This window comes from Steroidobacter sp. (assembly GCF_016790065.1).
Classification (GTDB): domain Bacteria; phylum Pseudomonadota; class Gammaproteobacteria; order Steroidobacterales; family Steroidobacteraceae; genus Steroidobacter.
The window spans coordinates 1-7,613 of the sequence record NZ_JAEUPY010000688.1 but is presented as its reverse complement, the minus strand read 5'-3'; the positions used below and the strand labels follow the sequence as shown (position 1 = coordinate 7,613).

Genomic DNA, 7,613 nt, shown 5'->3' with positions numbered 1-7,613 from the left:
TATGGCGAGATCGGGCTCGACTACAGCAGTCATGACACGCGCGCCGGGCACGGCGTCGTGAATATTCCCATCGTGGATGGCGTTTTCGCAATCCGTGCGTCCGGCCAGATCGAGGAATCGGACGGCTGGATCAAGAACATCAATCCCATCGGTGGCGGCAACGATTCCGACTACAAGACGGCTCGTGTGCAGGCCCGCCTGACGCCGAACGATCGACTCACGTGGGACTTCTCGTACAGCTATAGCGACGAAGAAACCGGCATGCGCGTCGGCGTGCCTACTGGCTTCATCACCGCGACTTGGCGAGCGGTCTACTATGGCAATGCGCAGGGTAACGTCACCAATCCAGACGGCGTCGGCTTCTATCCGAGCAACGATGACCGGGTGAACTTCAATCGGCCGCAAAGCGTGGGCAGTGAGTACAAATACGCCAGCACGCGAGCGGTTTATGAGTTCGACACCATGGCGTTGACCGCGGTGGCGGGGCGCATCGAGTCGGACGTGTTCAACTACGGTGACGTGGACGGCGGTAGTCCGGACTTCTATTACGAAGATCTGTTGTTGAATCGCAAGTCCACCAGCGGCGAGCTGCGGCTGCAGTCGCTCGGGACGCAGAAGCTCGAGTGGAGCATCGGCGCGTCCATCGGCAAGGATGAGGGTGTGATGGATCAGTCGACCTATCACGGTGCCGACAGCCCGCAGAACTTCCCTGAAGGCTTCGAAGTGACGGGCGGCGATTCGGTCGCGTCGTCGAAGTACTGGGCGGTGTTCGGCCAGGCCACCTGGCGGTTTGCGGAGAAGTGGCACATGGTGCTCGGCGGTCGCTACTCGTATGAGGAAATCGATACGTATGCGGTGACGCGCTCTAACCAGGTGCTCACTGGTATCAATGACCGCACGGTCGATTTCGACGACTTCTCGCCACGCTTCACCATTGGCTGGGAGCCGGCGTCGAATGTGTTGGTGTATGCGACGGCGTCGCGCGGCTTCAAGTCGGGCGGCACTCAGAGCAGCAACAACATCAACCTGAGCAATGAGTTCAAGCCGGAGATCCTGTGGAACTACGAGACCGGCGTGAAGCTGGACTTGTTCGGTCGCCGGCTGCGGTTGGATGGCACGCTGTTCTACATGGATTGGAAGGATGTGCAGCAGTTGATTCGGTTCCAATACTTGGACAACGGCTCGATTCGAGCGGTCAGCGGTATTGCGAATGCGGCCAAGGCGAGGAGCTACGGCGCTGAGGTGAGTGCCGATGCCGCGGTGACGGAGCGGTTCAAGTTGAGTGCGCAGGTTGGGTATTTGAAGGCCAACTACGAAGACTATCCTGCGGCGTTGATCGACGGGTTGGTGCTCGATCTGTCCGGTAAACCGCTGGTGGATGCGCCGCGTTGGACGGCCGGTGTGCAGGGTCAGTACACCATGCCCATCTCATCCACCTTCGAAGCGTTCGCCCGGGCGGAGTGGAATTATCGGGATGAGACTTTGTCGAATCCTTACGTTTATCGGTATTACAGCTGGCCGTTCATTGCTCCTAGCTACGATGTGACCAACCTTCGCATAGGTGTGCAAGGGGAGAAGTTGCGGGTGGTGGCGTATGCGGAGAATGTGTTCGATGAGGATTATTTCTCGAATACGTATGAGAAGGCTTTCTATAGTGGCGTTCAGTTGGAACCGTCCACGCGAGTGTTTGGTGTGAGTGTGAGTTATAAGTTTCAGTAGGTTTCGACCCAGCACGATCTCGCGGCTTCTTTGTGGCTGTTTTTGGCCGGCGTTCCTTGTTTGGGCGTCGGCCTTGTTTTTTTGCTTCGGTTGCGTCGGTGGTTCGCAGCGCCAGGGGGAGAGGTGTCCCTCCCGGCGACGCGCATAGCCCTTTGTCCCGAGGGATCGTTTTCTTCACGTCCCTGTGGCGCTCAGAAAACGACATCCATGTCGTTTTATGCGCCGGGAGGGACACCTCTCCCCCTGGCGCTGCCTACAGCTCATCTCAGCTTGCGGGGCGCGCACTGCGCCGCCGTGGTTGCGTGCGGGGTCGCGCTTGCCGAGCCCTTGCGGCAGCGCTCTTTCCCCTGTGAAGACGGCCTTCTCTTAAAGCACCGAGTAGAAGATAACCAGGATGGCAATCGGTACCAGATAGCGCGTGGCGGCGTACCAGAGTTTGAAAGCCAGGCCGTCGCCAAGGTCTAGTTCATCGCGAACAGCGGTGCGTGACAAAGCCCAGCCGGCGATGAGAGCGACCATCAATCCTCCCAACGGCATCATTAAGTTCGACGTGAGATAGTCGAGTACCTCGAACGGTGTCCGCGTCGACTCGAAACCTAGCCACTGCAGAGGATGCACATCGCTCCAGTGATTGAACGACAGCACCGTAACAAACCCCATCAACCAAATAACAAACCCAGTGGTATAGGCCAAAGCTGGCCGCGACCAACTGGTGTACTCCTCAAGGGCCGCAACGATTGGCTCCTGAATCACAATAGTCGCGGTCAGCGCAGCGAAGGAAAGTAGTAAGAAGAGCAGCGTCCCGAAAACCTGCCCATAAGGCATCTGCCCAAACGCAACCGGCAGCGTAACGAAGATCAACCCCGGCCCTTGAGTCGGCTCGAGGCCGTAGGTAAACACCAGAGGAAAGATGGAAAGCCCGGCAATCAAAGCAACCAAGCCCTGAGCGACAGCCACAGTGAGCACCGCGCGAGTAATGGAGTACTCCCGCTTCATGTAGGCGCCCATCATCATCATGACGCCAACGCCGATGCCCAAAGAGAAGAACGCCTGCCCGAACGCGGTAACGACCACGCCAGCGGTAAGCTTGCTCAAGTCGACGCTGAACAGAAAGCTGGCCGCCCGCGAGAAATCGGCAAGGATTGCAGAGTAGATGAGCAGCAGAAACAAAATCACAAACCGCAGCGGCGTCAACACGCCCGACACCCGTTCAATGCCTTTATTGATGCCGCGAGCGATCACGACCGCGGTCGTCGCAATGATGATTCCGGAGAACAGCAACATCCGCGACGGGCTGGACAGCATCTCCTGGTAGGCCGAAGCGGCGCCGGCCGCGTCGATGCCTTTGAAGCCGCCGCGCAGGCCGAAGACGAAGTAGTCGAGCATCCAGCCGCAGATCACGAAGTAGTAGCTCAGGATCAAGATCACACTGGCGGTAGCCAGCACACCGAAGGACTTCCAAAAGGGAGAAAGTCCGTCCCGCGTCACCAGTACATTCATGCTGCCGACGACGCTCTTACCGCCGTGCCGGCCGATCAGCATTTCGGCCATCAAGGCCGGGATGGCGATCAGGAACAACGCCAGGGAATACAGCGCCACGAACAAGCCGCCGCCATTGGCGCCGGCCAGGTAGCTGAACTTCCACACATTGGCGATGCCGGCTTCGGTGCCGATGGCGATGATCAGGAACAGGAGGTTCGAGGACCAGTGTCGCGCACTCATGAATGACCTGCGGTGCTTGGAATGACCTGCGGCCGCGCGGGTGAGTTGGTTATGGCGAGGCGGCCGGAACCAGCTTGCAGCGGTGGCAAGGTGGGTTCAATGCACTGGACCCCGCTGCATCGTTGCGCTGAGGGCAACAAACTTCGGCTGATGTCCAGATTGACCTGGAGGGTGGGCGCTTCATGATAGGGCCACGACCGCAACGGTTCGGCCGAGGAGAAGAATGATGTGGCGATGGTGTAAGCGCTCGATCCTGCTGGCCGCGGTGATGCTCAAGGCGTCACTGGCAGTTGCTGTGCCCACTGCGGTTTTCACGCAGGCGGCGTCTCAGCAGGGCACGGTTGCCATCGTCGGAGCTTCGGTAATCAACGTCGAAGATGGCTCTACCATTCCGAATGCCGTCGTAGTCATCGAAGGCGACCGTATCAAAGCTATGGGTCCGGCGGCGACCACCAGCATCCCGGCCGACGCACACACCATTCGCATGGACGGTAAGTGGCTCGCGCCGGGCCTGCTGAACATGCATACCCATTTTGGATTGAAGTTGCCCGGCCCAGCTGGCGCGGCGTTGGAGAATGAGACTGACATGCAGCTGGTGCTGCGCATGGCCGAGAACGCACGCAAATCGTTGTATGCAGGCGTGACGACGGTGAGGATGGTCGGCGAAGAGCATGGCAGTGACTTTGCGTTGAAGGCGGCCATCGATGGCGGCACTGCGCTGGGGCCGCGCATTCAATCGGCTGGCGAGATCATTGCGACGACGGGCGGGCATGGCTTCCTCGAAGCCGACGGTCCCGCCGAGCTGGCCAAGGCCGTGCGTCAACAGATCAAGAATGGGGCGACCTGGATCAAGGTCGCCATCTCCGGCGGCATTTCCGATTCACACGGCAGCATCTCGGCGTCGACCATGACGCATGATGAGATGAAGACGGTGATCGAAGTGGCGCATCGTAATGGTGCGAAGGTGACAGCTCACAATGGCTCGCCGATTGCCGCCGATGAAGCCCTGGCGCTCGGCATCGATTGTTTCGAGCACGCGTATCACCTGACGGAGAAACAACTGCGCACCATGAAGGCTCAAGGCGCGTGGCTGGTGCCGACCGCGGTGGTGACCGATGAGGGTGCGCTGGAGTTCTACCGAAAAATCGGCTCGCCGCCCTGGTACCTCGAGCGCGTGCGGAGCACTCGCGTCGACCATCACAAGATGTTGCAAACGGCGGTCAAGCTTGGCGTCAACATCGCGCTCGGCACCGATCAATTTCCCTTCGAGCCGAATGCGGGCACGACGGCGACGGTGCGCGAGGCTGAACTTTATGTGGCTGCCGGCATGACGCCATTGCAGGCGCTGCAGGCCGCGACGTTGAAGCCCGCGACCATGCTGGAGATGGAAAAGGACGTGGGTTCGCTGAAACCTGGCAAGTACGCCGACATCATCGCCGTGAGCGCCAATCCCGCACAGGACATCGCCGCGCTCAGAACCATCGGCTTTGTGATGAAAGGCGGCCAAGTGGTGCGTCATGACCAACCGTTGCCGTGAACGCAACGTAATGGCCGCGTGGGACTATTGAACCGGCTCGGCATTCTTCTTAGCGTGTCAGTCGTCGAAGCTTAGAAGGTCAATGTATGGACAGGCATTCGGTCCAGTGGCGGGGATACATCCCGGCAATCACCACACCGTTCACCGGTGAGGGTGCGCTCGATCTGGACGCCCTGGATCGGCTGTTGCAGTGGCTGCATCAAGAGGGCATGCACGGCATCATCATCGGTGGGACGCAAGGCGAGTGGTTCACGATTAACCAGGCTGAGCGCAAGCAACTGATGCAGGCGGTGGGGCGCAAGCTCGGCGGCAAGATACCCATCATCGCAGGTTGCAGCGGTTACACCTCGGGCGAAGTTGCAGCCCACGCCAAGCTTGCAGCGGAACACGGGTTCAACGGCATTCTGGTCACGCCGCCGCCGTATATGGTGCCGACCAATCGTGAGATTCTGGCGTTCTACCGAGAGGTCAACGATGCGGTGTCGTTGCCCATCTGTGTTTATAACTGGCCGCCCGGCACCAACGTCGACATGTCGCTCGATTTGCTACGTGAGATCGCCGAGTTGTCGAATGTCGTTGCGATCAAGAATTCCACGGCCGACCTGCGTCACTTCGTTGATGTGTTGTTTGCATTGAAGGACAAGGTGCGCGTGTTCGGGGTGCCGATGAACGATCTGGGCATTCTGTTGGTTCAACAAGGTGCCGACGGCACCATGGGTGCGGGCGCTGTGCTGGGTCGTGAACTGCCTGGCTACTTCAATGCCATTTGGGACAACGATATTCCCCGCGCGCGCCAATTGGGTGATAGAAACGAAGTGCTGATGCGTGCCTGGTTCAACACCGACTACACCGGGCGCTTCGGTTCGGCACAGGCCATCTTCAAAGCGGCGCTCAACGAATTGGGGTTGCCCGGTGGCTTTCCGCGACGACCGCTATTGCCGCTGGAAGCGGATGGTGTGCGCGCGGTGAGAGAAATATTGGTGAAGTTGGGTAAGGTTAGTGCGTAGGCGGACTTGAACTAAGGAGCGTGTCATGGCCGATCATTCCGCGGTGCTCGCCTCTCTAGCGGCTGGCATTCTCGATGGAGGCATCAAGGTCGTGGACCTGACGGTGCCGCTGGAGCCGGCCACTCCGACCATTCAGCTGCCGCCGCAGTTCGCACCTTCCAAGCCGTTCTCGTTGGAAGAAATCTCACGTTACGACGAGCGCGGTCCAGGCTGGTACTGGAACAACATCGCTTGCGGTGAGCACACCGGCACGCATTTCGACGCGCCCATTCACTGGGTCACCGGCAAAGATTATCCCGAGAATGCCACGCATAACATTCCCGTGCAGAAGCTGATCGGTCCAGCGTGCGTGGTGGATGTCAGCGATCGAGTGCGCGAGAACGTCGACTTTCTGGTCACCACCGAAGTGATCGAAGCGTGGGAGGCGAAGCACGGGCGCATTCCCAAAGGCGCGTGGTTGTTGATTCGCACGGACTGGTCCAAGCGCACCGGTGCCGAGAAATTCTTGAATATTCGTGAAGACGGTCCGCACACGCCGGGCTTTCATCCGGACTGCCTGCCGTTTCTGACCAAGCAACGGGACATTCTGGGCGTCGGCGTGGAAACCGTGGGCACCGACGCTGGGCAGGCGGCGACCTTCAATCCGATGTTTCCTTGTCACACGTTGATGCACGGGGCGAACCGCTTTGGCTTGGCGAGCTCGATGAATCTGGATCAGCTGCCAGCCACGGGCGCGGTGGTGATTGCGCCACCGTTGAAGATCGTCAATGGCTCGGGCAGTCCGTTGCGAGTGCTTGCGCTCATTCCGGGATGACGGGTCACAAACCTTGGTAGTGGAGTTGCGTTCATGGCCGCTCGACCTGAATTTCTCGCTGTCGATCATGTCTCTCGCACCGTGCCGGATCTGGAAGCGGCGCTGGCGTTCTACAAGGATGCGTTCGGCGCGAGTGTGCTGTTCCAGGTCGGGCCCATCGACGCGGCCGACATTCCCACTGGGCCCGATGGCAAGGACTGGATGGAAACGCATGTCGGCGTGAAGGGCGCGAAACTCAGCTTGGCCATGTTGCAGCTGGCGCCGAACCTGAAAGTGCAGCTGGTCCAGTACGACAAGCCGAGCGATCGTAACAAGACCATGCCGCGCAATTGCGATCTCGGCGGCCATCACGTCGCGCTGCTGGTTGCAGATGTCGACGCTGCGGCGGCGTGGCTCAAACAGAAAGGTTGCAAGGTGCTGGAAACCATTGCGATGGATGCCGGCCCACTGGCGGGCAAAAAGAATATCTACGTGGCCGATCCGTGGGGACATCAATTCGAGCTGGTGGACTGAGCTGCCGGCGACAGAGGAATCATCATGAGCGTCGAACGTATCAATCCGCCCGAGCTCTACGACAGCGTGCGCTACGGCTTTTCGCACGCGTCCTTGCAGAAGGGCAGCAAGACATTGCATCTCGCCGGACAGGTCGCGTGGGATGCGCAAGGCAATGTGGTTGGTGGCTCCGATCTGGCCGCGCAAACGCGTCAGGCGTTGGAGAACTTAAAAGCGGTGTTGAAAGCTGCGGGCTGCACGCCGGCCGACGTAGTTCGGATTCGCACGTATGTCGTGAATCACACGCCAGACAAACTCGGCC

The 7,613-nt window shown here is 59.5% G+C and carries 7 protein-coding genes; 6 read left to right on the top strand and 1 reads right to left on the bottom strand.

Annotated elements, in window-relative coordinates; all coding sequences use genetic code 11:
* The coding region (locus JNL55_RS28420) for a TonB-dependent receptor (RefSeq protein WP_293862651.1) at positions 1-1,719 on the top strand (1,719 nt) is incomplete at its 5' end.
* Between the two features lie 366 nt (positions 1,720-2,085).
* Here the strand turns inward: JNL55_RS28420 and JNL55_RS28415 are convergent.
* Positions 2,086-3,441: a sodium-dependent transporter gene (locus JNL55_RS28415; protein ID WP_293862649.1), complete on the bottom strand. Its 1,356-nt coding sequence runs from the start codon at positions 3,439-3,441 to the stop codon at positions 2,086-2,088.
* Positions 3,442-3,667: 226 nt separating this feature from the next.
* On the opposite strand from JNL55_RS28415, the gene JNL55_RS28410 reads away from it, so the two are divergent.
* From JNL55_RS28410 to JNL55_RS28390, 5 genes are all read left to right on the top strand, one after another.
* A complete protein-coding gene (locus JNL55_RS28410; protein ID WP_293862647.1) occupies positions 3,668-4,978 on the top strand; it encodes an amidohydrolase family protein in 1,311 nt (436 codons plus the stop codon).
* 86 nt (positions 4,979-5,064) lie between these two features.
* Positions 5,065-5,985: a dihydrodipicolinate synthase family protein gene (locus JNL55_RS28405; protein ID WP_293862645.1), complete on the top strand. Its 921-nt coding sequence runs from the start codon at positions 5,065-5,067 to the stop codon at positions 5,983-5,985.
* A gap of 25 nt (positions 5,986-6,010) precedes the next feature.
* Positions 6,011-6,799 (top strand): cyclase family protein, encoded by a 789-nt coding sequence (locus JNL55_RS28400; RefSeq protein WP_293862643.1) that lies wholly within the window; start codon positions 6,011-6,013, stop codon positions 6,797-6,799.
* Between the two features lie 33 nt (positions 6,800-6,832).
* Complete coding sequence (locus tag JNL55_RS28395; RefSeq protein WP_293862641.1) at positions 6,833-7,312, top strand: VOC family protein; 480 nt, start codon at positions 6,833-6,835, stop codon at positions 7,310-7,312.
* A gap of 24 nt (positions 7,313-7,336) precedes the next feature.
* A partial coding sequence (locus JNL55_RS28390; RefSeq protein WP_293862639.1) for a RidA family protein occupies positions 7,337-7,613 on the top strand: 277 nt, incomplete at its 3' end.

Coding starts and splice junctions, on each gene's coding strand:
- JNL55_RS28400 (WP_293862643.1), top strand. CDS start 6,011: ATGGCCGATCATTCCGCGGTGCTCGCCTCTCTAGCGGCTGGCATTCTC.
- JNL55_RS28405 (WP_293862645.1), top strand. CDS start 5,065: ATGGACAGGCATTCGGTCCAGTGGCGGGGATACATCCCGGCAATCACC.
- JNL55_RS28410 (WP_293862647.1), top strand. CDS start 3,668: ATGTGGCGATGGTGTAAGCGCTCGATCCTGCTGGCCGCGGTGATGCTC.
- JNL55_RS28415 (WP_293862649.1), bottom strand. CDS start 3,441: ATGAGTGCGCGACACTGGTCCTCGAACCTCCTGTTCCTGATCATCGCC.
- JNL55_RS28395 (WP_293862641.1), top strand. CDS start 6,833: ATGGCCGCTCGACCTGAATTTCTCGCTGTCGATCATGTCTCTCGCACC.